20 protein-coding genes are annotated in these 19,379 nt (G+C 62.0%); 13 read left to right on the top strand and 7 right to left on the bottom strand.

Going from position 1 to position 19,379, the window contains the following annotated elements:
* Positions 1–39 precede the first annotated feature (39 nt).
* Both kefC and LNV07_RS23915 read right to left on the bottom strand, forming a co-directional pair.
* Positions 40–1,893, bottom strand: a complete 1,854-nt coding sequence (kefC, locus tag LNV07_RS23920; RefSeq protein ID WP_263573716.1) for a glutathione-regulated potassium-efflux system protein KefC — start codon at positions 1,891–1,893, stop codon at positions 40–42.
* Positions 1,894–2,021: 128 nt separating this feature from the next.
* The gene (locus LNV07_RS23915; protein ID WP_263573715.1) at positions 2,022–2,825 is read right to left on the bottom strand and encodes a CHAP domain-containing protein; all 804 of its coding nucleotides are present in this window, start codon (positions 2,823–2,825) and stop codon (positions 2,022–2,024) included.
* Positions 2,826–2,972: 147 nt separating this feature from the next.
* Here LNV07_RS23915 and LNV07_RS23910 point away from each other — a divergent pair, with 147 nt between their 5' ends.
* The 10 genes from LNV07_RS23910 to LNV07_RS23865 all read left to right on the top strand — a co-directional run bounded on the left by LNV07_RS23910 (position 2,973) and on the right by LNV07_RS23865 (position 11,418).
* Complete coding sequence (locus LNV07_RS23910; RefSeq protein WP_263573714.1) at positions 2,973–5,210, top strand: helicase-related protein; 2,238 nt, start codon at positions 2,973–2,975, stop codon at positions 5,208–5,210.
* Positions 5,211–5,386: 176 nt separating this feature from the next.
* Positions 5,387–6,103, top strand: a complete 717-nt coding sequence (locus LNV07_RS23905; RefSeq protein WP_263573713.1) for a class I SAM-dependent methyltransferase — start codon at positions 5,387–5,389, stop codon at positions 6,101–6,103.
* Positions 6,104–6,403: 300 nt separating this feature from the next.
* Positions 6,404–7,510, top strand: coding sequence for a 6-carboxytetrahydropterin synthase (locus tag LNV07_RS23900; RefSeq protein WP_263573712.1), 1,107 nt, complete (start codon positions 6,404–6,406; stop codon positions 7,508–7,510).
* Between the two features lie 10 nt (positions 7,511–7,520).
* Positions 7,521–8,156: a 7-carboxy-7-deazaguanine synthase gene (gene queE / locus LNV07_RS23895; protein WP_263573711.1), complete on the top strand. Its 636-nt coding sequence runs from the start codon at positions 7,521–7,523 to the stop codon at positions 8,154–8,156.
* 331 nt (positions 8,157–8,487) lie between these two features.
* A complete protein-coding gene (locus LNV07_RS23890) occupies positions 8,488–8,814 on the top strand; it encodes a nucleotide pyrophosphohydrolase (RefSeq protein ID WP_263573710.1) in 327 nt (108 codons plus the stop codon).
* Positions 8,811–9,488 carry a 3'-5' exonuclease gene (locus LNV07_RS23885; protein WP_397545597.1) on the top strand — a complete coding sequence of 226 codons (678 nt, stop codon included), beginning with the start codon at positions 8,811–8,813 and terminating at the stop codon, positions 9,486–9,488. Before LNV07_RS23890 ends, LNV07_RS23885 begins: the two co-directional genes overlap by 4 nt.
* Positions 9,489–9,615: 127 nt before the next feature.
* On the top strand, positions 9,616–10,134 hold the full coding sequence (locus LNV07_RS23880; RefSeq protein ID WP_263573708.1) for a GNAT family N-acetyltransferase: 519 nt from the start codon (positions 9,616–9,618) through the stop codon (positions 10,132–10,134).
* Positions 10,135–10,380: 246 nt separating this feature from the next.
* Entirely contained in the window at positions 10,381–10,743 is a 363-nt protein-coding gene (locus LNV07_RS23875) for a hypothetical protein (protein ID WP_263573707.1), read from the top strand.
* Positions 10,740–11,171: a PIN domain-containing protein gene (locus tag LNV07_RS23870; RefSeq protein WP_263573706.1), complete on the top strand. Its 432-nt coding sequence runs from the start codon at positions 10,740–10,742 to the stop codon at positions 11,169–11,171. The genes LNV07_RS23875 and LNV07_RS23870 overlap by 4 nt, the downstream gene beginning before the upstream one ends.
* Positions 11,172–11,193: 22 nt before the next feature.
* Entirely contained in the window at positions 11,194–11,418 is a 225-nt protein-coding gene (locus LNV07_RS23865) for a hypothetical protein (protein ID WP_263573705.1), read from the top strand.
* Between the two features lie 32 nt (positions 11,419–11,450).
* Here LNV07_RS23865 and LNV07_RS23860 read toward each other — a convergent pair whose 3' ends face one another.
* Together LNV07_RS23860 and LNV07_RS23855 are read right to left on the bottom strand one after the other, a co-directional pair.
* Positions 11,451–12,212: a PEP-CTERM sorting domain-containing protein gene (locus tag LNV07_RS23860; RefSeq protein WP_263573704.1), complete on the bottom strand. Its 762-nt coding sequence runs from the start codon at positions 12,210–12,212 to the stop codon at positions 11,451–11,453.
* Positions 12,213–12,398: 186 nt separating this feature from the next.
* Positions 12,399–13,553, bottom strand: a complete 1,155-nt coding sequence (locus tag LNV07_RS23855; RefSeq protein ID WP_263573703.1) for a hypothetical protein — start codon at positions 13,551–13,553, stop codon at positions 12,399–12,401.
* Between the two features lie 119 nt (positions 13,554–13,672).
* Here LNV07_RS23855 and LNV07_RS23850 point away from each other — a divergent pair, with 119 nt between their 5' ends.
* A complete protein-coding gene (locus tag LNV07_RS23850; protein ID WP_263573702.1) occupies positions 13,673–14,659 on the top strand; it encodes a helix-turn-helix transcriptional regulator in 987 nt (328 codons plus the stop codon).
* A 3-nt stretch (positions 14,660–14,662) separates the two neighbouring features.
* On the opposite strand, the gene LNV07_RS23845 is transcribed toward LNV07_RS23850, so the two are convergent.
* Entirely contained in the window at positions 14,663–15,265 is a 603-nt protein-coding gene (locus tag LNV07_RS23845; protein ID WP_263573701.1) for a cob(I)yrinic acid a,c-diamide adenosyltransferase, read from the bottom strand.
* A 145-nt stretch (positions 15,266–15,410) separates the two neighbouring features.
* On the opposite strand from LNV07_RS23845, the gene LNV07_RS23840 reads away from it, so the two are divergent.
* Complete coding sequence (locus LNV07_RS23840) at positions 15,411–16,202, top strand: GNAT family N-acetyltransferase (protein ID WP_263573700.1); 792 nt, start codon at positions 15,411–15,413, stop codon at positions 16,200–16,202.
* Positions 16,203–16,254: 52 nt separating this feature from the next.
* Here the strand turns inward: LNV07_RS23840 and LNV07_RS23835 are convergent, their stop codons facing one another.
* Positions 16,255–16,512, bottom strand: a complete 258-nt coding sequence (locus LNV07_RS23835) for a hypothetical protein (protein WP_263573699.1) — start codon at positions 16,510–16,512, stop codon at positions 16,255–16,257.
* Positions 16,513–16,646: 134 nt separating this feature from the next.
* Here LNV07_RS23835 and LNV07_RS23830 point away from each other — a divergent pair, with 134 nt between their 5' ends.
* Positions 16,647–18,068, top strand: a complete 1,422-nt coding sequence (locus tag LNV07_RS23830; protein ID WP_263573698.1) for an FAD-binding oxidoreductase — start codon at positions 16,647–16,649, stop codon at positions 18,066–18,068.
* Positions 18,069–18,077: 9 nt separating this feature from the next.
* Here LNV07_RS23830 and LNV07_RS23825 read toward each other — a convergent pair whose 3' ends face one another.
* Positions 18,078–19,319, bottom strand: coding sequence for an MFS transporter (locus tag LNV07_RS23825; protein WP_263573697.1), 1,242 nt, complete (start codon positions 19,317–19,319; stop codon positions 18,078–18,080).
* Positions 19,320–19,379 lie beyond the last annotated feature (60 nt).

The raw sequence follows: 19,379 nt of genomic DNA, 5'->3' as shown, positions 1-19,379 counted from the left end.
TCGAGCCGAATCACCGCACGTCGTAGCGCATCCAGATATTTAAGGTCGAGGCAGTGTAGGTTCTTGCTCCGCCTGCGCGATCCAACCTTTGCTGCCTTGCTTGAGCGCCATTTCGCGCTCCTGGGCAAATTGCTCCTCAAGCTGCTGGCGGCCTTGTTTGCTCATGGCGATCAGCTGATCTTGGTCGTGATGATGCGGGTAGAGCAATTCCAGTTGCGCCACATTGTGAAGACGAAAGCGCTGCGCCGATTCGCGCGCCTCGGCGGGCGCCAAGCCCATCAACTCCAGCACCGATGTGGCACTCGCCAAGGCCGCGTCCAGCGTCTCCCGCTCGATCAAGGTAACGCCCAAGTCACGCAGACCGTAGTAATGCTGCACATTGCGGGCTCGGGCGACAATTTGCAGTTGCGGAAAATGTTCGCGCACCAGCGCCGCCAGTTGCAAGCTCTGGGCCATATCGTCGATGGCCAGCACCAGTATCCGGGCCTTGGCGGCTCCGGCGGTGCGCAACAAATCCAGTCGGGTGGCGTCGCCATAAAAGGGTTGCCAGCCGAACTTGCGCACGGTCTCTATCATTTCGCTGTCATGCTCCAGCACGGTAGCCGGCAGGCCCTTGGCATAAAGCAGACGACCGACGATCTGCCCATAACGGCCAAAGCCGGCAATGATGATGGGTGCGTCTTGCGCCTGGTCGAGCTCCTTCAGCGCAGGCTTGGGCGCGCAATACTTTGCCAGCCAGGGTTCGAGCCAGCGCTGGCTGGCCAAAAGCAGGGCAGGCGTGCACAACAAGGACAAAGCCACCGCAGCGACCAGCGTGGAAGACTGGCCGGCGCTGATGATGCCGGCCTGGCTGGCGGTTTGAAACACCACAAAACCAAACTCGCCGCCCTGGGCCAGCAAGATCACGAACACCGGGCGTTCCATCAATGGCAGAGGCATCCAGCGCGCCATCAGCATCAGCACCGCCGCCTTGATCAACAACAGCCCCAAGAGCATGGCTGCGATCAGAAGCGGCTGCTCGCGCAACACGCTCAGCTCCAGCCCCATGCCCACGGCGATGAAGAACAGACCCAGCAGCAGGCCTTTGAAGGGTTCGATATCGGTTTCCAGCTCATGGCGGTATTCGCTCTCGGCCAGGAGCACACCGGCCAGAAATGCGCCTAGCGCCATCGACAGGCCGACCGCCTGCATCAAGGAGGCCGTGGCCACGACCAAAAGCAGGGCGGCGGCGGTAAAGATCTCCGGCGTCTTGCTGCAGGCAATCCAGCGCAGCGCCGGGCGCAGGAGCAGGCGCCCGCCCAGCACGATGGCCGCGATCACCCCGACGGCCTTGGCCGCGCTCAGCCAGGCGCTGCCCTGCGGATGGCTCTCGCCACCAATGGCCAGCAGCGGGATCAGGGCCAGCAGCGGAATGGCCGCGATGTCTTGCAGCAAGGCCACGCTCAAGATGCCTTGGCCAGCGCTGGTCGGCGCCAGATTGCGCTCGGCCAGGACCGCCATGGCCACCGCGGTCGAGGACATCGCCAGGCCTATCGAGGCCACCAGCGCCATCCGCCAGGGCACGCCCAGCGCGACCGCCGCCAAGCACATCAAGGCGGCCGATCCCAGCAACTGCGCATTGCCCCACACAAAAATCGGGCGGCGCATCGCCCACAAGCGGCGAGGTTCCAGCTCCAAGCCGACCAGGAACATCATCAACACCACCCCGAATTCGGCAAATTCGAGAATCGCGCCGGCGTCGCTGACCCAGCCCAAGACGCTGGGGCCGATCACGATGCCTGCCGCCAGATAGCCAAGGATGGACCCCAGCCCCAAAAAGCGCGCCAGCGGGACCGCCACCACGGCGGCGCCGAGATAGATCAAAGAGGCATTCAACCAAGAGTGATGTTCCATAGAGTGCAGGACTTGGAATTGCAAATTAGAGAAAAAATGAAAAAACAAATGGGGTCAGGTTCATTTTTGCGCCAAAGCGGCGGCAAATAAATGAACCTGACCCCATTTTCGGGGCCGTACAAGCAAGCTCAGCGAACGCCAGAGTAGTCGATATAGCCCTTGTTGATCTCGCTGACCTTGCGGACCAGCCGGTAGACGCCGCCGCCTTCGCGGGTGCCGCTGCCGTCGGTATTGCCCTCGATCGTGGTCAGCAGGCCACCGGCGACCGACTCGATCAGCCCGGTGTGGCCCAGCCCTTTGCCATGATCCATGATGAAGAGCATGCCCGGCCGCAAGAGGCCCGGATCGGCCAGCGCCGCAGCCGCCGCGATCAGCTTGGCGCCCTTGCTCGGCGCCTCATTCCAATGCTTCAAACAGCCGCCCGTGCGCACCATGGGGTTGCTGCGCTTGAGCTGCCTGGCCGCCTGCTCGAAGCACCAATAGGTGAAGGAACAACACCAGGAAAAGCCGCTGCCAAGGCCGACACTGGCCAGATAGGCGTCCACCTCGGGGCCGCCATTCGAGTTGCGCGGTTGTTCGCGTACTTTTTTGGCTTCCTCGCCCTGCGCCACCTTGATGACTTCGGCCAGCAAGGGGTCGATCGCCTGGCTCAAGTTTTGCACCGCCTGTTGACCAAACAAGACCGCCCAGGTGATTGCGCCGACCTCGCCGTCCTGCTTCAGAGGCCGGCCTTCGGGGTCCACATTGCGGGCCTGAAACAGCTTCACCACCTGGCGCATCTTGGCGCCAAAGTTGGCATCCGTTTCATCCAGGCGCAGCGCCGGATCATTGCCGATGCCAAGTTCGGTATTCAGTCGCGCCTTCAGCGCTTTGACAACGGCGGCATCGGTTTCACCGACCTTGACGATGTGACCTGGATATTGCATGGGCATGATGTTGCTCTCGGTTATGCAGATGTCATGAAGGCCCGGCCGGGATGGCGCAAGCCGCGCTCGAGTGTCTGTAAATTGGCGCCGCGCTTACATCCCTAAGTCGCTGCCCCTGCGACCAGGCCTGTCAAGCTGTGGTCAACTCCCGGGGTGATTGAAAATAACAAGCAACCCAGCCCCCCCACCGCCAACAAGGGCCCCGCCCTGCCGGTCGCCCGCCACCTCAGCCGCCTTCCGCCCGATATCGGACCCGAGCAGTTGCTGCGTATTCGCCAAGCCGCCTATCAGCTGCCTCAGGTCAGCACACCGGCTGATTTCAACGATGACAAGGATGTAGAAGAACAACTCGACCGCCAGGGTTTGATACTGCTGCAGAAGGCCGTTGCCGGCGCAAGGCCCAGCCGCTGGATCGCACCCGAGTTGATGAGCGTAGCGCTGGCGCATCTCGACGTGGTCGGCACCGCCCCCGGCGTGCGAGCGCTGATGCAACAGCGTGCGGCTCAACTGGAGGCAGCCGGCCTGAGCCGCAGCGGCCTCAGCTGGAGCCGCTTGTGCAGCCATCGACTCCAGCTCTCGCAGCCCGGCTGGCAGTTGCCGGTCGCCTTCAAAGTTAGCGCCGACACCGGCCCGGTCTGGGACTTCTTCCGCAGCGGCGATCAGCCGGCGCTGCAAGCCGCGATCGGCCCGCAGCCGCCGTACGAACATGCGGCCGAACTGCTCGCCCATATCGAGGGCTTGCTGGCGCGCAGCGCCTCGGGCCACGCCGAACATATGGATTCGCTGCTGCCACGCCTGCAGGCCGAATGCGCGACGCCGCAAGGCCTTGCCGAGCTGAAGATCGCCTGCACGCGCGCGCAAGACCGCTGGGAGAACCGCGTCGCCGAGCTCAACACGCTGGCCGGTCTGAACAGCGAGCTGGCTTTTCAAGGCTACCCCGACACCTTTGACGCGGCTCGCCGCTTGCAGCGCACCGTCACCCTCTATGTGGGTCCGCCGAACAGCGGCAAGACCCACGCAGCGTTCGAGCGCCTAACGCAAGCGCATGACGGCGCCTATCTGGCCCCGCTGCGTCTGCTGGCGCTTGAGGGCCGCGACCGCCTGGTCGGCCGCGGCGTACCTTGCTCGCTGCTGACCGGCGAAGAGAATGTACCGGCCGAGGCGGCCCGCGTGGTCTCGAGCACGATCGAGATGGTCAACACGACGAAGCCCATCGACGTGGCGGTGATCGACGAGGCGCAGATGCTGTTCGATCTCTACCGCGGCTGGGCCTGGACGCAGGCAATCGTCGCGGTGCCGGCGAATGAGCTGATCATCATCTGCTCGGCCTACGCGGTGCCGGCGATCGAGAACCTCTTGGGCCTGTGCGGCGAGCGCTGCACGGTGCGCCATTTCGAGCGCAAGCAAGAAGTGCAACTGCTGCCCGCGCCGGTGTCGATCGCGGCCTTGAAAAAGGGCGATGCGGTGGTCGCCTTCAGCCGCCGCGAGGTCTTGATGTTGCGCGACCAGATCGCCGCCGAGGGCCACCCGGTCTCGGTCATCTACGGTGCGCTGCCGCCCGAGGTGCGCAGGCGCGAGGCCGAGCGTTTTGCCCAGGGCGCCAGCCATATCCTGGTCGCCACCGATGCGATCGGCATGGGCCTGAATCTGCCGATCCGGCGCGTCTTGTTCAGCACCATGAGCAAGTTCGACGGCCAGGGCGACCGCGACCTGACCGTCTCCGAGGTCCACCAGATTGCCGGCCGGGCGGGGCGTTATGGCATGCATGACGAAGGCTTTGTCGGCGTGCTGCGCGAGGCCGAGGTCAAGGCCGCCCGCACACTCAAGGAGCTGCTGCCGAAGACGCCGCGCGCGCCGCGCGAGTTCAAGGCGGCGGTGGCGCCGAACTGGTGGCATGTGAACACGATCGCCACAAGATTGGGCATCAACAAGCTGCATGCGGTCTTGACCGTCTTCATGGATCAGCTGCGCCTGGACGATGCGCATTTCGAGGTGGCCGAGCTGGAGCAGATGCTGGAGCTGGCCGATGAGCTGGACCGCAGCGCCGGTAGCTTGGGACTGAAGCAGCGCTTCATCTACGCGCAGGCGCCGGTCGACACGCGCACCGACGCGCAGGTGCAGCAGTTCCTCGAATGGACGCACCGCCATGCGATCAGCGGCAAGGCCGGCTCGCCCTGGTTCCTGCAGGAAGTCGACGAACATAGTCGACTCGACCGTATGGAGCAGGCGCTGCGCTCCTGCACACTGTGGTTATGGCTGGACCTGCGCTTCCCCGGCGTTTTCGGTCAGGTCAAAGATGTGGTTGATCTGCGCAGCCGCCTTAACGACGGGATCGAGCGGCATTTGAAGGGCAAGAAGCCGCTCTGGCAGTCGCGCGGCGGCCGCCGTTGATCCACTGAGTTATCAGTTGGAGAGCCTACACTGAGGGCTCTACGTCTTGCCTCCGTGCTTGCATCCCGTCAAAGTCCACCAAGCCTTGACCAGACCATCCCCGTGCTGCATTGCGCCGATTGAATGACCGCGTGCCGCGCGATTGTGGCGGGCGGCGACCCGTGAGGGGAATCGTCATGCCCGGTTTTCTGTTCAAACAGGAATGCATCAGCATCGAAGGCGCAGCCACGCTGCAGATTCGCTCGCTGCTCGACAAGCAGCAGTTCGCCGACCCGCTGGGCGAGGCCGAGGCACTCGGTATCTCGTCGGCCGCCTGGCCCTTGTTCGGCATGCTGTGGCCGTCAGGCCTGCATTTGGCCGAGGCGATGGCCAAACGGCCCTTGATCAACGGCGAAAGCATCCTGGAGATCGGCTGCGGCCTGGGGCTGGCCAGCCTGGTCAGCCACCGCCGTGGCAGCCTGGTCACCGCCAGCGACTGCCATCCGCTCGCCGCCAGCTTCATGCTGGAAAACCTGCGCCTGAACGATTTGCCGCCGCTGCGCTATTGCCATGGCAATTGGGCCGCCCTGATCCCCGGCCAAACGCCGAGCTTGCGCGTGCCGCTGGTACAGGGCCGCTTCGACCTGATCATGGGCAGCGATGTGCTGTACGAACGCGATGACGCCGGCATGCTGGCCGAGTTCATCTCCACCCATGCGATGCCGGCCAGCGAGGTGATGATCGTTGACCCCAACCGCGGCAACCGCGCCGCCTTCAGCAAGCGCATGGCGGCGCTGGGTTATGCGCTGGACGACCGCAGCATCAAGCTAAGCGCCACCGCCGACTCACCGGCTTACAGCGGCCGGCTGCTGCACTATCGGCGCAGCCATATCGGCATCAGACACCGTTGTTGAACGAGCCACCAGGCTTGTGAATAAGCTTGTGGATAAAATTTGCACAAGTAGCCGCTTATCCACAGACCCGGCTCGCCGCGCAAAGTTGTTGTATGGCGGCGCAAGAGTTCAGGCCCAACAGCCCACATTGTTCGCGCCGTGCCAAGTGCTTGAATCGATTGATGAAAATCGACTTACCCACAGAAGCGGGCCAGCACTACTACGACTACCAAGTATAAAAATTACAATAAGAAGATAAATACAGGGCGAAAATTTTCGCCCGCACAGGCCTTGCCTTGCCGGCCGGCAACAAATTCACTCATGCGCAATCAAACCATTTACTCCGCCTCCTGCAGCTTCGAATCGGCTTGCCAGATTTCGGCGCTGCCCGAGGGCCACCGCAGCCGGGGCCTGCATGGCCATAGCTATTTCGCCACCATCCGCGCGCATTTGCCGGCCGACTGGGCACCCTTTCCCGGCGGCGAGGTGGAAGAACTGCGACGCCGGCTGGAAGCTTGCGCGGCCCCCCTCGACCATGCGCTGCTGAATCACTCGATCACCGAGCCGACCGACGAGAACATCGCCCGTTGGATCAAGCAGCGTTTGGAGAACGAATTCGGCGTGCCCGGCATTCAGCAAGTCGGGATTCAAAGCACCCAGCATTCCGGCGTCGACTTGGACGCCGATGGCATGGCCCATGTCTGGCGGCGCTATCGTTTTCAGGCGGCGCACAAGCTGCCGAATGTGCCGGCCGGGCATAAATGTGGCCGCATGCATGGCCATGGTTTCGAAGTCATCGTCCACGCCAATCAAGACCTGGGTGAACGCGATCTGAGCGTTGACTACGATCATCTGGACGAGGTCTGGGCGCCGTTTCATATGCAGCTCAATTACCAATGCCTGAATGAGATCGAGGGCTTGAGCAACCCGACCAGCGAAGTCATCTCGGCTTGGGTTTGGGCGCGCATGAAACCGCAGCTGCCCGAGTTGTCATGGCTGACCGTTTACGAGACCGGCTCCTGCGGTGCGAACTTCGACGGCCAGAACTACCGCATCTGGAAAGAGCTGACGCTGGACAGCGCAATTCAGCTCAAACGCGCGCCGGCCGAGCACCCGCTGCGCGGCATTCATGGCCACACCTACACCTTGCGCCTGCACCTGAGTGCCGAGTTAGATCAGCTGATGGGCTGGACGGTGGACTTTGGCGATGTCAAGACGCAGTTCGATCCAATCTTCAAGGCGATCGATCACAGGCCGCTGTTCGAAATTGCCGATCTGCCCGATGGCGACACCGCCAGCTTGGCCGCCTGGGTGCTGGCCAAGGGCCGCGCGGTGTTGCCGCAGTTGGACCGGGTCGATATGTACGAGACGCGGGGCTGCGGGTCCATCGTCAGCGCCGATGTGGACGGCCCGGTGATACCGGTTTAAGAGGCTCAGCATGGCTTACGCAGTCAAGGAAATGTTCTACACGCTGCAAGGCGAGGGCGCTCAGGCCGGCCGCGCCTCGGTGTTCTGCCGCTTTGCCGGCTGCAATTTGTGGAACGGTCGCGAAGAAGACCGCTCGGCCGCCGTCTGCAGCTTCTGCGACACCGACTTCATCGGCACCGACGGCGAGGGCGGCGGCAAATTCGCCACGGCGGCCGAGCTGGCCGATTCAATCGCCTCCAAATGGCCGGCCGGTGTGGCCGGCAAGCCCTATGTTGTCTGCACCGGTGGCGAGCCGCTGTTGCAGATCGACGCGGCCTTGATCGAAGCCTTGCATGCGCGCGGCTTCGAGATCGCGGTGGAAACCAACGGCACCCAGCCCGCGCCCGCAGGACTGGACTGGATCTGCGTCAGCCCCAAGGCCGATGCCGAGCTGGTTTTGACCCAAGGCCACGAGCTGAAGCTGGTATTCCCGCAGCCCTTGGCGCGGCCCGAGCGTTTCGAAAAGCTGGCCTTCGAGCATTTCTTCCTGCAACCGATGGACAGCATCCTTAAGGCTCAGCACACCCGCGAAGCGGTCGCTTACTGCATGGCCCATCCTCAGTGGCGGCTGTCGGTGCAGATGCACAAAGTCATCGGTATTGCCTGAGGTAAGGCCAATGCCGAGCTTGGCTTGGAAGTCAAGCAATAAAGCTGTGGATAAATATTGATCAACCAGGAACTTATCCACAGCCGAATTGGAATTTTGAAAGTTGTTAGCGATTCGGGTACAGCAGCAGCAGGCCTCCACCCACATACTTTTGGATCGGCTAAGTCCTTGTCTTAATTGATAAAAAATGGCTTATCCACAAAAAACGCTGCGCTCTACTAAGACTACTAAGTTAAAAGATTGAATTGATATGAATAAGAGTCGCTTGAACAAATTTTGAGAATGCACAGTCGGCCCTGAAGCGCCGCCAGCCATGCCACACTTGCATCCCATGAACATCGAAGACTTGCAAAAGCGGCTGCGCCAGTTCGCCATTGAGCGCAACTGGCAGCCCTATCAAACGCCGAAAAACCTGGCCATGGCGATGGTGGTCGAGGCGGCCGAGTTGGTGGAAATTTTTCAATGGCTGACGCCTGAGCAGTCGCAGCAGATCCAGGCCGACCCCGCCAAACATCAACATCTGGGCGAAGAAATCGCCGATGTCATGCTCTATCTGCTCCAGATAGCCGACCACAGCGGCGTTGATATCGAAGCCGCTGTTGAGCGTAAATTGCGTTTGAACGCCATCAAGCATCCGCCGCTGGCTGCCAGCGCATGAAGCTGGAAGTGAAGCCGTCGAAAGCGCAAACGGTCGCGGTAATCGACTTCGAGACCACCGGCTTGGCACCCAATGGTGGCGGCCGCGCGACCGAAATTGCGGCGGTCTTGGTGCGTGACGGTGCAATCGTTGATTCCTACCAAAGCCTGATGAAGACCGGCGCTTGGGTGCCTCCCTTCATTCAGGAGTTGACCGGCATCAGCAATGAAATGCTGGCCGAAGCGCCCGCCGCCGAGAGCGTGATGCAGGACCTGGCGGTCTTCACCCGAGCCTGCCCCCTGGTTGCACATAGTGCGGCCTTTGATAAGGGTTTCTGGCAGGCCGAGATGGCTTTGGCCGGCTGCACGCCCGATCCGGCGCATGAGAGTTTTGCTTGCACCGTGCTGCTGTCGCGCCGGCTCTACCCCGATGCACCGAATTGCCGCTTGGGGACGTTGGCGCAATTTCATGCCTTGCCCAATTCGGGTCGAGCTCACCGTGCGCTCGCCGATGCGATGACAACAGCCCATCTGCTGCTGCGTATTCAAAACGATGTCGAGGAGCGGTTTGCGACGGAATTGGCCGGCATGCAGGCCGAACATTTGCTCTTGAGTCGGCTGCAACGCGCCAACAAGGCGGCACTGAAGCGCTGTGTGCAAGACTTTGCCAAGCGCCAGGTTTTGCAGGCCGCTTGAGCTCAAGACTTAAATGTGAATCAGGGCGGCTGAGAAAATATCGCGCTGTCAAGCGTTGATCCGGGCTGCTTTGGCGGGCAAAATCCTGCCCTTCCGATTCGTGTTTGTTCCATCAAAGTTGCTTCGTATGTCGAGTATTCAGGTTCGCCCCGCCACGCTGCGTGATGCCAAAGGCATTGCAGAAATCCATGTTGCTGCTTGGCAAGACGCTTACAAAGGGCTGTTGCCCGACGCCGCGCTGGACGCGCTTTCGGTGCAAAAGCGCCAGGCCTTCTGGCGTGAAGCGATCGATTTGTGCGAGCCGCAGGTGATGGTCGCCCATATCGACAATGAGTTGATGGGCTTTGTTGGCTTCGACCGTTCGCGCGACAAGGGCACGCCGTCCAGCACCGGCGAGATCTGGGCGATGTATGCCAACCCCATCCACTGGGACAAGGGCGTTGGCCTGGCTCTGTGGGACGCCGCTCGTGACGGCCTGCAAGAAGAGGGCTGCACCAAGGTGACGTTGTGGTCCTTTCTGCGCAACGAGCGCGCGCTGCGCTTCTTTGATCTGGCCGGATTCAAGCGCGAGTTGGGCAGCGCCAAGACCACCGAGGTGGCGGGCACGCGTTTGGAAGAATTGCGCTTGCAGCGCTCACTGGTCTGAACAGTCCATAGTCAGCGCCTCCGTCGTCAGATGGAGGCCAAAAAGAAGCCGTGAGCCCGAGTGCCGCGGCTTTTTTTTCGGCCGACCTTACGGGCTTTTGCTACCGATCATTTTCAGCATTACTTTCGCCGCCGGGCCTAACAAGGAAGCGCGAAAGCAAGGATTCCTTACTTTCAGAAATTCCGAAAAGACGAAATTTTGCTTGCCAAACTGACTTCAAAAAACCAACTGACGCTGCCAAAAAGCGTGACGCAAGCACTCGGACCGGTGCAGTACTTCGAAGTACAAAGCAAGGCCGGGCAAATCATCCTGACCCCGGTGCGAATTCAACGTGGGGATGCGCTCAGGGCCAAGTTGGCCGAACTCAAAATCGACGCCAAAACCATTGAGTCGGCGCTGGCATGGGCCGAACCGGTGCCGGCCAAACGGGCGCGCAAGATCGCGACTGCGACAAATGCGGCCGTAAAACCATTGAGTGAAAAGACGCCGACGGCCAAGAGCGCAGTTAGCGTGGTGAGCGCGGTGGCGGTGCGGCAAATCAGCCGGGCGCCGACCGCTGGCTTGAAAGCGAGCCTGAGTCTTGTGCTTGCCAAGGCTGCCAAGCGATGAGTGGCCGGCCGCGGGTTGCCTTCGATACGGCCATCGTGCTGAGGGCGCTGATATTCAATAACGCCGAATCAAAGCGCATGCGGGCCGCCTGGCAGACCGGGCAATGTCAAGCCTTGATTGGCAGCGGGACGGCGCGGGCCTTGATGAAGTCATTGGCCTTTCCGGCATTCAAGTTGGATGAAGCGCAGCAGCTCGAATTGTTGGCTGACTTTTTGCCCTATGCCGAGGTGGTGGATGACAAGGCCGATGTCGGCTTAGGCAAGAGCGCTAGTCCTGTGGCCGCGCTCGCTATCGCTTGCGCGGCGTCGCTGGACTACTTGGTCAGTGATTGTCCCAAGCTGCGCGGTGATCTGGCGCGCCGGGTGAAGTCGTCCAAGCGGGTAGGCATTGGCTGCCTTGGTTCCGAAGAATTCTTGAGCCGTCTGTAGCCGGATAGCGTGCCGCCATTTCATGATCAATAACAGTTTTAACCAAGCCGTCTCCAACGGCATGTGGCGGGTCGTGTTCTACGAGCGCCGCGCCAATCGCGTCATCGTCGACAAGACGGGGCCCTGGTTGCCGACAAAAAAATTGGCCCAGCAATGGGCCAATTGGTTCGGTGCTTTGGGCTACCACGTCGCCTTGCAAGATCAGTTCGGCGAATTGGAGCGACTCAGCATCGGCCTGCCGGGCTGAGCCCGGACAGGCGGTTTGGTGAGTTTGATTTCTTACTTGGCAGCGCGGCGGCGAGCGACGAAGCCGATCGCGCCCAGGCCGGCCAGCAGCATGGCGTAGGTTTGTGGCTCGGGGACGGCGGCTGCGACGGTGAAGGCGGTGGTGTCGGGGACAAAAGCAGCGGCAACCGCGTTAGTTCCTGCATCGTTCCAGTTGGCTACATTGCTGACCAGGGACTTGTAGTCGCTGAATTCGGCCAAACCGGCACGTGCGCCGTTGTATTCGGCGTAGTCGGAACCCACGGACAAGGTGATTGCACCGGTGCCATTTGCGAGGCCGGTACCCACTAGGCTGCCAGCAGTAGCACTGCCGAAGGTGCCGGTCGTGATTGCACTCAGGAAGGTCGTAGCGGCCGTGGCGGAGGTGCCAAGGTAGGCATAGATGGTGTCTTCGCTGGTGCTGACGCCCCAGTTAGCGCTGTTGGCCACTGTTTCGCGGCTGAAGGTACCAACTGATGCCTTCAGAGTCGTAGCGTTGTCCACATTGCTGAAGCGAATTACGGTGCCGGCTGCGATCGCGGATGTGCCGGAAGTCCAGGAAGAATAGCTCTCACCGCTGTTGAAGGCGCTGCCGGTCCACTCGTTGTCCGAGAAGTAGACCTTGGTGCCGGCGGCGATTTCGGTGAAAGCAACCATGGCCCAGCCGTCTTCATCGGCATTGAAGGATGTGAAAGCCAGGTCACCGGTTGTCAAAGCCGCTTGTGCCGGCGCGATGGCCGCAGCCGCGAGGGCCAGGGCGAGAAAGGTCTTTTGCATGGGGTACTCCAAAAAGTAAAGAAACAAGTTCGTGATGTTCATTCACCCCATTGCAAAACCTCGGGCGGTTCCTCCTCCCTGTCAGCGCTGGTGGTGCAGGCGGACTGTGCTTGCGGCGCGTGACGAGGGTATGAATTCAGCGTCGTAGTCCTCCCCCTCGTTCAGGGGGTTCCTGCGTTAACCGGGTCAATGCCTTTCGATTTGGCTCGCGCCGCAAAACCCGCCCCGCTCCAAGGCCCAGCCCTCGATCGCGTTCGGCTGGCTCAGCTGCTGCACATGAACGGCATTGACCAAATGCTTGGCGGCCGCGCGTTGCACCAGAGCTTCGGCTTGCGCCGCCGTCAGATGCAGCGCAAAGCGGGTCCAGCGTTTCAGCAGCAAGGGCTGCTGCCAAGCGTCTTCCAGCGCCCAGCGGATCTCCTGCTCGCGGTGCAGATTCGTAACGGCCAGTACGCGCGGTGCCAAGGCCAGCACAAAGCGATTGAAGTCGGCCTTGCATTCATCGTTGGGCAGCAGAGCTTCGATGCGCGCCAGCCGCGCGCTCCAGCCCGGCGTGGCCAGTTGCCGGGTCAACATCGCTTGCAGGGCCTGAACGGGATTGAACATACGCAGCCGGTTCGGTGGCAAGACCAGCAAGGGCAGGGCGGCCGCCTGCTCATGCGGCAGCTCGGTCACAAAGCTGCACAACAAGGCCACGCGTTGCCACTCGGCCGCGCCCAGACCGGCGATCCGGTGGATCGGCCCGGCCTCGACGCTGCGGGCCAGCTCGGTCGCGCCCAGCCAGCCATGCTCGGCCTTGGCCAGATTGGCGGCGCGGCTCATCATCACCACATTGCCGGCGGCGTAGCCAGCATCGTTGCGCACGCGGTCGATCTGCGCCTGGTTGCGGCTGCCTTTGTGGGCATCCAGTGGCTGGCGGGTGATGGGGCAATGACTCACCTCGATCTGCTGCAGATAGTTGGGCGTCAGCTGCACATCTTCGAAGCTGCGTCCGCGCGTCCAAGCATGGGTGCGCAGCAGCAGCCATTGTTGCGTGTGGCGTTTGGCGCGCAGCGTGCGGCGGCCGAAGGTGGCGCTGCCGGCCTGATAGCCCTGGCGCAAGGGTGAGTTCGCATAAAGGTGCAGGGCGGGTGGAGGCAGGCCGTGGTGGGCGAAGTCCCAGCCGAGCGCGAAACCTAGGCTTTGGGTGGCGGCTACTGGGCCGGCCGTATCGCTGCTGGTGTCGCTGTTGGTGACATTGGGCATGTCTATGCCCAGCTCCATTTGGGCCGGCGACTGGACCGACTGAACATCTACAACTGCTGCTGCTACTACTGCTGCTACTGCGCTGATCTGTGCCATGGTTTTGCTCCTGGGTTGCCGGCCGATGCGAAAGCCTTTTTCGTCTGACCTTGAAATCAAGTGTCCGGGCCAGCTGGCTCATGGGATGATCCAGCTAAATTTTTTGCAAAAAAATAGATATGGACAGAACCGAGCGCTTTTACAAAATCGAGTTGTTGATTCGCTCCAGCGAATGCGTCAGCTTTGCCACCTTGCTGGCGGCGCTGGAGGTGTCTCCGGCCACCTTGAAGCGTGATCTGCAATACCTGCGCGAGCGCATGGATGCGCCGATCGAATATGACGCCGGCGCCAATGGCTACCGTTTCGGACAGCAATGGAGGGGCCGTCAGCATGAGTTGCCGGGCGTCTGGTTCAGCGAGAAGGAGTTGCATGCGCTGTTGACCATGCACCAGCTGCTGGCCAGCCTGGATGACGACGGCATTCTGAGCCGGCATCTGCTGCCGATGTTCGACAAGCTGACCGGCATGTTGGGCGCCGATGCCGATGAGGCGCGCGAGCTGACGCGCCGGGTCAAGCTGATCAGCACGGCCAAGCGGCGGGTGGCGTCGGAGTATTTCGAGACGGTCGGCAGCTCGGTGGTCAAGCGCCAGCGCTTGAGGCTGAGCTACCGATCCAGGGGGCAAGGCCGGGCGGCGGCCAAGGCCAGCGAGCGGGTCGTCTCACCGCAGCGCCTGGTCCATTACCGCAATACCTGGTATCTGGACGCCTGGTGCCACCAGAGTGAGGGCTTCAGGCGTTTTGCGCTTGATGCGATGGAGTCCGCCGAGTTGCTGGACGAGAAGGCCAAGACGGTGTCGACCAAGCAGTTGGAGGCCGAGCTGGATCAGGGTTATGGCATTTTTGCCGGCGCCAGCCCCAAGCTGGCCGTGCTGATTTTCAGCGCCGAGGCGGCGCAATGGGTGGCCAAGGAGGAATGGCATCCTGCGCAAGCCGGTGAATGGTTGGCGGATGGTCGTTGGCGCTTGAGTTTGCCCTTTGTCGATGCCACCGAATTGCTGATGGATCTGTTGCGGCATGCCGGCCAGGTGGAGATCGAGGCCCCGGCAGACCTGCGGGCGGCCTACGCAAAGCGGCTGCGCGAGGCGGCCGCCTTGCTGGTCGCCTGATGCTTAGCTGGCCGATTCAGCTTCATCTTGTCCGTCCTGCTGCTTTTGCAGACGCTCGCTATGCCAGTAGACATCGTCACCGCCGAGGCCATCGAGATTGGCCCGGTTCAGCACGCGAGCCAGTACGAATAACAAGTCGGACAAGCGGTTCAGGTATTGGCGTGGCGCGGCGTTGATGGTCTCGTTCGCGGCCAGCGTGACGACGGCGCGCTCGGCCCGGCGGGCGACGGTGCGGCAGACATGCGAGATCGCCGCGCTGCGGGTGCCTGCCGGCAGGATGAATTCCTTCAGGCGCGGCAAGGCGGCGTTGTAATGGGCTAATTCTTCATCCAGACGCAAGACGGCGTCCATCTTGAGCAGCTCGTAACCCGGCATGCAGAGCTCGCCGCCGAGGTTGAACAGCTCATGCTGGATGGTGATCAGCAACTCGCGCACATCGCCCGGCAGCGGCTCGGCCAGCAGCAGGCCAAGATTGGAGTTCAGCTCATCGACATCCCCCATCGCTTGCACGCGCAAATGATCCTTGGGCACGCGGCTGCCGTCGCCGAGGCCGGTCGTGCCGTCATCACCGGTACGGGTCGCTATTTGTGAGAGTCGGTTGGCCATGGTTGTGCTGATCTGAAGTTCGTGAGTGAATGATTGATTGGAACAAATAAAGTCCGTCGGGGCGAAATATAGTCCGTTGGGCCTTCGCATAGCCGAAGCGAGCGCTGCGCCATCCTGCCTCCACGTCACTTTTCCCGCCCACACGATGAACACCGAACTACAACTCTTCGAAGCCTATCGGCAAGATCGCCAGGACCATGCCATCGAAGGCTTCTCGCTGGATTGCTTGCCCCATTTGCGACGCCATCTGCCGCTCTCCGGCCCGGCCGGTGGAGAGGCGCTTTTGTGCTTCTCGCGGCTTGATCCGGGTCAGGAGTCGGCGCAGATAGGTGCACAGATCGAACAGTTTCGAGCCTTGGGCCAAGACTTTGAGTGGAAGGTCTACGCGCTGGAGCAACCATCGACGCTAAAACAGATGCTCGAATTGCAGGGCTTCGTGGCCGGTGAGCCGGAGCTCTTCATGCTCTATCCTCTGCTTGAGAGCAGGCCCAGGGGCAAGGATCAAAAATGCCTCCCGGCCGGTGTGGAGCTAAGGCGAATCACCGACGCAGGGGATCTCGGCGATGTGCTCAGCGTGCAGGCTCAAATTTGGGGTCGCGATTTCGAATGGCTGCGCGACAAGCTGGCCGCCGGTTTGGCCAAGGGCGATGGCGAGATGAGCATGTTCTGCGCTTATGCAGACGGCCAGCCGATAGGCACCGGCTGGACCGACTATCCCCCCGGCTCACGTTTCCCCGAGTTGCACGGCGGCGGGGTGCTGCCGGCTTGGCGCGGCCGTGGTGTCTATTCGGCCTTGTTTGATGTGCGTTTCGTCGAGGCCCGCGCTCGCGGCTATGAGTGGATGGCGGTAGATGCCTCGATCATGAGTCGGCCCATTTTGGAAGCCATAGGCTTCAAGCCCATCTGCCCGACTTGGCCGATGCAATACAAGTTCTGAGGCGTCAAGCGTTTGACTCGGCGCCCCTGGCGGCGCCGATGGGCTTGGACCTTCAGTGCCGTTTGCCCGAGCGATGGATTTCGGGCTTGTGATGGGCCGGGTGCTGATGCTGTTCGGCATGGTGCATCTCACGCGGTGGCTCGCCGAACTCGGCTTCGGGCTTTGGCACAGCGACGTTAGCCTTGGGTTGGGCGGACTTTTCGAGTGCGTCGCGCCCCATGGCTCGCAGCAAGTCCCAGCGCATTACGCCGGCCACCGCCAGCAGCAAAACCACGATGAGCGCGAGCCAGCCAAGATCGATTCCGAACATAGACACCTCCAAGAATTTGTTGATACTTCATGCTCGCACCGCGCCGAGACATTGACAAGCGCTTTGAATCAATCGTTGGCAGTCTTTCTGTGGCTTGTTCCTAGAATTGTGCCAAGCCACCGAGAGACTGATGAATGAATACAGTTTTGCCCAAGCAATCGACACCGATGAGCGAGCGGTGTCCGCTGCCTGAAGCCTTGCTGCTGGCCCTGCAGCAACGCTTTGGGGAGCGCTGCAATATGTCGATGGCGATGCGTGAGCAGCATGGCCGGGATGAATCTCCATTCGACGTGGCGCCGCCCGATGCGGTCGTGTTTGCCGAGTCGGCGGATGAGGTCGCCTTCGTGGTCGGTCTCGCCAATCAGCACCACATAGCGGTGATTCCTTACGGTGCCGGCAGTTCGCTGGAGGGTCATCTGCTGGCGGTGCAAGGGGGCATCAGCCTGGATGTCTCACGCATGAATCGCATCCTCACCGTGCATGCCGAAGACCTGACCGTCACAGTGCAGGCGGGCGTTTCCCGCAACCAGCTCAATGCCGAGCTGCGCCATGCCGGCCTGTTCTTTCCCATCGATCCCGGCGCCGATGCGACGCTGGGCGGCATGGCCGCGACCCGGGCCAGTGGCACCAACGCCGTGCGCTACGGCACGATGCGGGAGAACGTATTGGGCCTTGGCGTGGTGACGGCCGGCGGCGAGCAGATCCGCACCGGCACACGCGCCCGCAAGAGCAGCGCCGGCTATGACCTGACGCGGCTGTTCGTCGGCAGCGAGGGCACGCTGGGCGTGATCACCGAGCTGACTTTGCGCATCTACCCGCTGCCCGAGGCGGTGTCGGCGGCGGTTTGCTTCTTCCCCGGCATTGACGCGGCGGTGCAGACCGCCATCCAGGTCATCCAGCTCGGCGTGCCGATCGCGCGCTGCGAGCTGCTCGATGTACACGCGATCCGCGCGGTCAATACGCATGACAAGTTAGGCCTGCGCGAGTTGCCAATGCTTTTGATGGAGTTCCATGGCAGCCCGGCCGGCGTGGCCGAGCAGGCTCAAGCGGTGCAGGAGATCGCGTGCGATCTGGGCGGCGAGGACTTTGAATGGGCGACAACGCCGGAGGCCCGCAGCAAGCTCTGGGCGGCCCGCCATCACGCCTATCTGTCGGGCCTGCAGACCAAGCCCGGCTGCCGCAGCGTGACGACCGATGTCTGCGTGCCGATCTCGCGCCTGGCCGAGATCATCAAGGCCTCGGTCGCCGAGGTCGAGGAGAGTGGGCTGGCTTATTTCATCGTCGGCCATGTCGGGGATGGCAATTTCCATATCGCCTATCTGATCGACCCCTTGATTCCCGCTGAGCGCGAGACGGCTGAACGCCTGAGCCAGCAGATGGTGGCACTTGCGCTGCGCCTGGAGGGTACTTGCAGCGGCGAGCATGGCATCGGCCTGCACAAGCAGGGCTTTTTGATCGCCGAGGCTGGAGACGGCGCGGTGGCGCTGATGCGCAGCGTGAAGGCGGCGCTGGACCCGCACAACATCATGAATCCGGGCAAGATATTTGCATCTTGATCTAGGTTTTTAGCGGCGCGCTGCAAATGCTTCGGGGTAGCGCCGGCCGTACCAATTTTTGACCTGCTCATGGTCCAGCCGCAGGAAAGGTCTAAGCTCCGGCACGGCCAATAGAAGCAGGCCGCTGCCCAGGAATCCTGCCGCGAGGCATAGATAAACATCGGCCACCTCCCAGTGCAGCAGTAGCAAGCCCGCGATCGCTGGGGCGATGGCTCCAGCCAACTGAGCAATCATCATTTGTCCGGCTGCCATGCGAGCGCGGAAGTTCTCCGGCACGGCAAGGGCTCGGTGGGTCTGACCGACCAATTGCGTGACCGACATGCACAGACCGATCAGCGCAAAGATGGCCAGCAAGCCTGGTGCGGATATGCAAACGCCAATCGAACCGACGGCGAGTCCGCACAAGGCCACCGCCACGCCGATTGCGCGAACCCGGTCGAGGCGGTGAATCAACGCATCGGCAAGGCCGGCCAAACCCAGCAGCAGGCCGACCGACAAGGCCGCCCCGCAAGCGCCGAACCATAGCGCTGAAAGCTGCAGTGACTGCAAGCGCAGGGGCAGCAGCATGCCGATGGCGGGTAGCAGGAAGATCATCATCAAGGCGCCGGTCAGGGACCACCAACGGTCGAGCGTGACGCCCCATTTGGCGCGCAGGCCGGCAGCAATGTCCCTGAGTAGGCAGGCAGAAGCCGGCGGCTTAGCGGCAAAAGGCGCTTGTTTCAAACGCTGTGCAGCGATGCTCGCCAAGCCGAACAGAAACACATTCAGCATCATCGCTTGCGATACCCCGCCGAAGGCAAGCATGGCGCCACTCAAGCCAGGACCCAGCAGACCCCCGATCGCCTGGGAAGCGCGACGCAGTCGTATGGCCTCGGGGAGTTGTTCGGCAGCTACCAGTTCGGGAAGGAGGCTCGCCTGTACCGGCAGGAGCAGTGCGTTGGCGAGGGTGGCAAGCACCGAGCAAACACATAACAGCGCTAGGTTGTAGAGGCCGCTCCAAGCAAGCAGAGCGAGCACCAGCGCGTCCAGCAGCAGACCTGTTCTTGCCAAACGAATCAGCTGCTGTTTCGGCCATCGGTCCCCAAAAGGAGACAGCAAGGGCATGGCGAGCAGCGAACACAGCGCTGCCACTGCACCATAGGCGGCCAGGTCGGCTCCGCCGCCTTGGCTCGCAATCCACCAGGCCACGCCGGTCTGGGTGGCGGTGCTCGCCAGCAGGCCGAGCAGTTCACTCAGCAGAAGCTGCCGCACGCATGGCGCGCATGCTTGGAGGCGGGTAGTTAGGTATTGCATGGCTGTTCGTTCGCTCGT

It is taken from the genome of Roseateles oligotrophus (assembly GCF_025717515.1).
Classification (GTDB): domain Bacteria; phylum Pseudomonadota; class Gammaproteobacteria; order Burkholderiales; family Burkholderiaceae_C; genus Paucibacter_A; species Paucibacter_A oligotrophus.
This window is presented reverse-complemented; position numbering and strand designations above follow the sequence as displayed.

What these genes read in the sequence shown, in the direction of transcription:
- kefC (WP_263573716.1), bottom strand. Translation starts at nt 1,893, where the DNA reads ATGGAACATCACTCTTGGTTGAATGCCTCTTTGATCTATCTCGGCGCC.
- LNV07_RS23915 (WP_263573715.1), bottom strand. Translation starts at nt 2,825, where the DNA reads ATGCCCATGCAATATCCAGGTCACATCGTCAAGGTCGGTGAAACCGAT.
- LNV07_RS23905 (WP_263573713.1), top strand. Translation starts at nt 5,387, where the DNA reads ATGCCCGGTTTTCTGTTCAAACAGGAATGCATCAGCATCGAAGGCGCA.
- LNV07_RS23900 (WP_263573712.1), top strand. Translation starts at nt 6,404, where the DNA reads ATGCGCAATCAAACCATTTACTCCGCCTCCTGCAGCTTCGAATCGGCT.
- queE (WP_263573711.1), top strand. Translation starts at nt 7,521, where the DNA reads ATGGCTTACGCAGTCAAGGAAATGTTCTACACGCTGCAAGGCGAGGGC.
- LNV07_RS23890 (WP_263573710.1), top strand. Translation starts at nt 8,488, where the DNA reads ATGAACATCGAAGACTTGCAAAAGCGGCTGCGCCAGTTCGCCATTGAG.
- LNV07_RS23885 (WP_397545597.1), top strand. Translation starts at nt 8,811, where the DNA reads ATGAAGCTGGAAGTGAAGCCGTCGAAAGCGCAAACGGTCGCGGTAATC.
- LNV07_RS23880 (WP_263573708.1), top strand. Translation starts at nt 9,616, where the DNA reads ATGTCGAGTATTCAGGTTCGCCCCGCCACGCTGCGTGATGCCAAAGGC.
- LNV07_RS23870 (WP_263573706.1), top strand. Translation starts at nt 10,740, where the DNA reads ATGAGTGGCCGGCCGCGGGTTGCCTTCGATACGGCCATCGTGCTGAGG.
- LNV07_RS23865 (WP_263573705.1), top strand. Translation starts at nt 11,194, where the DNA reads ATGATCAATAACAGTTTTAACCAAGCCGTCTCCAACGGCATGTGGCGG.
- LNV07_RS23860 (WP_263573704.1), bottom strand. Translation starts at nt 12,212, where the DNA reads ATGCAAAAGACCTTTCTCGCCCTGGCCCTCGCGGCTGCGGCCATCGCG.
- LNV07_RS23855 (WP_263573703.1), bottom strand. Translation starts at nt 13,553, where the DNA reads ATGGCACAGATCAGCGCAGTAGCAGCAGTAGTAGCAGCAGCAGTTGTA.
- LNV07_RS23850 (WP_263573702.1), top strand. Translation starts at nt 13,673, where the DNA reads ATGGACAGAACCGAGCGCTTTTACAAAATCGAGTTGTTGATTCGCTCC.
- LNV07_RS23845 (WP_263573701.1), bottom strand. Translation starts at nt 15,265, where the DNA reads ATGGCCAACCGACTCTCACAAATAGCGACCCGTACCGGTGATGACGGC.
- LNV07_RS23840 (WP_263573700.1), top strand. Translation starts at nt 15,411, where the DNA reads ATGAACACCGAACTACAACTCTTCGAAGCCTATCGGCAAGATCGCCAG.
- LNV07_RS23835 (WP_263573699.1), bottom strand. Translation starts at nt 16,512, where the DNA reads ATGTTCGGAATCGATCTTGGCTGGCTCGCGCTCATCGTGGTTTTGCTG.
- LNV07_RS23830 (WP_263573698.1), top strand. Translation starts at nt 16,647, where the DNA reads ATGAATACAGTTTTGCCCAAGCAATCGACACCGATGAGCGAGCGGTGT.